This window comes from Aestuariivirga sp. (assembly GCF_037139295.1).
Classification (GTDB): Bacteria; Pseudomonadota; Alphaproteobacteria; order Rhizobiales; family Aestuariivirgaceae; genus Aestuariivirga.
Window position 1 is genome coordinate 1 of record NZ_JBAXGR010000259.1, and the last position, 2,148, is coordinate 2,148.

Sequence of the window (2,148 nt, forward strand, 5' to 3'; positions counted from 1 at the left end):
GATGCCAGAGATGTCGAGGGATGAAACCGCATAGTTCACATTCCCGTTGGCAGTTGTGTCCTGCTCGTCGAGAATTCCAGACTGATCATTACCATCGTAAAGCTTTACGCTGTTGATATCGATGGAAATGGTACCGACTGAGACACTTCCGCCGCTGCGAGAGAATGAGGCGATCATCGTCTTGGTTCCGTTATATGACGCGCCACTGGAATCGACCGACAACCAGTTTTCTCCCGAGAACACGGAAGAATCACCTATGCTCTGCAACTGATTTTGCAGTTCCTTGATTTCCGACTGAACCTTTTCTCGATCGATGCCTGGTTGACGTGCTGCCACCAGTTTGTTCTTGATCTCCTTGGTGACGTCGATCGCGCTGTTCATGCCAGTATAAGCCACATCGATGGTTGCCGCACCGAGACCCAAAGCGTCCTTCACCGTTGAAAGTGCGCCGCGGTCGGATTTCATGGTCGTCGCGATCGACCAATATGCTGCGTTGTCTTCGGCGCTGCTGACGCGATAGCCGGTCGAAATGCGGGTCTGAGTCTGGCTCAAGTTCTTGTTTGTGTTTGTCAGACTCTGCAACGCAGTCATGGCGGACTGGTTGGTCATGATGCTGGTCATAGGTGAAATGTCCCCTTACCCGTGTTCACATGAGAGAACATTCCGGGTCGGAGCCGGAGGAACGGGACGGCGTCATGCCAGAGGGAGTAGCCCTCCCCGTCACTGTCGAGCTTACGGGAAACTTGCTACTTGGCTGCTAAGAGAAGCAGTTAAGAAGATATGAAGGAGCTTACGAGGCTGCCTGCTAATAAGTTCCAGCCATCAATCAGGACAAAGAACAGCACCTTGAAGGGTAGCGAGATGACGGTAGGTGGCAGCATCATCATGCCCATGGACATGGTGAGCATGGAAACTATGAGGTCAATTACCAGGAACGGCAAGGCAATCAGAAAGCCGATTTCAAAACCGCGACGGAGTTCAGAAATCATGAAAGCCGGAACAAGAATACGCAGGTCAACATCGCCTTGCTCTGAAATCTTGATACTGCGGTCCTTTGCGAGCGATTCAAAAAGGGCAAGGTCCTTCTCCCTCACATTCTTGGTCATGAAATCACGGAATGGCCGAGTTATCCGATCATAGGCCTCCGCTTCTGTGATACTTCCGGCCATATAAGGGGTTAGACCCTCAGTTTGGGCCCTCTCAAAGACAGGGGCCATAATGAAAAAGGTCAGGAATAGCGCCAGTGAAACCATCACGAGATTTGCTGGCGTACTCTGCAGGCCGAGACCTGAGCGCAGAAATGAGAGGGCAATCACGAGGCGGGTAAAGCTCGTCACCATGATCAGCAATCCGGGTGCGAGCGACAGTACTGTCAATAAAGCGGCATACTGAATGATTCGGCCGGACACGGTGGGATCGCCGCCAGGTATGAGCTTACTTATCTCCGCTACCTGAGCTGATGCGGGAGCAGAGAGCAGAAATGCAATTGCTATTGGAGCAAGAAGCAGTCTCATTCGACGAGTAGCCCGTGTATGAGCACCCCGCGAACGTCACCATTCGAAAGACTTCTGACAGTTTCGTTGAGGTCGTCGCGCAAGGCAATCAGTCCAGAAGGACCTTGCAGTTGTTCAAGCCGGACGGTGCGCAAGTAAGCAAGTATCTGTTCGCCGGACCGCTCGGCGAGCAATTCAGGAGACTTCTCTGCGCTTGGCTTTGCAAGAATGGATCCCTCGAGCCTAATCCATTTCCCCTCGGGTGACGCCAGCGTGGTCAGAATTGGTGGAATCGTGATGATCTTGAGATCTGCTTCAAGCTCTTCGGCATCGTCTTCTATATCGGGCAGGGACTCTGCCGTGCTGCTGGTTTCATTCGGGTGCTCAATGACATCTGAGTTCGGAGGCATCGCTTTTGTGGATGCAGATGAAGCTGCGGGTTTACTCTCTGCTCCTGTCGTAGGCTGGAGAAAGATGCCCACCGAAAAGCCCACTCCGGCACCCACGAGGCTCAACAGTAGAATGCTCACAATTGTTGTGATCATTCCGCCTTTGTCTGTTGATCCGGAACTTGCCATGTCAAACGCCATCCATCAGAACGGTGAAACCCGATCCCATATCTGCTGACCCCAGCCCGGCTGTTGCACTTCGGTAA

3 protein-coding genes are annotated in these 2,148 nt (G+C 52.6%); all 3 read right to left on the minus strand.

Features of this window, described 5'->3' with window-relative positions:
- The coding region (locus WCJ41_RS21635; RefSeq protein WP_336907905.1) for a flagellin at window positions 1-621 on the minus strand (621 nt) is incomplete at its 3' end.
- Window positions 622-770: 149 nt separating this feature from the next.
- Entirely contained in the window at window positions 771-1,514 is a 744-nt protein-coding gene (gene fliP, locus WCJ41_RS21640) for a flagellar type III secretion system pore protein FliP (RefSeq protein WP_336907906.1), read from the minus strand.
- Window positions 1,511-2,071, minus strand: coding sequence for a flagellar basal body-associated FliL family protein (locus WCJ41_RS21645; RefSeq protein WP_336907907.1), 561 nt, complete (start codon window positions 2,069-2,071; stop codon window positions 1,511-1,513). The genes fliP and WCJ41_RS21645 overlap by 4 nt, the downstream gene beginning before the upstream one ends.
- Between the last annotated feature and the right edge of the window lie 77 nt (window positions 2,072-2,148).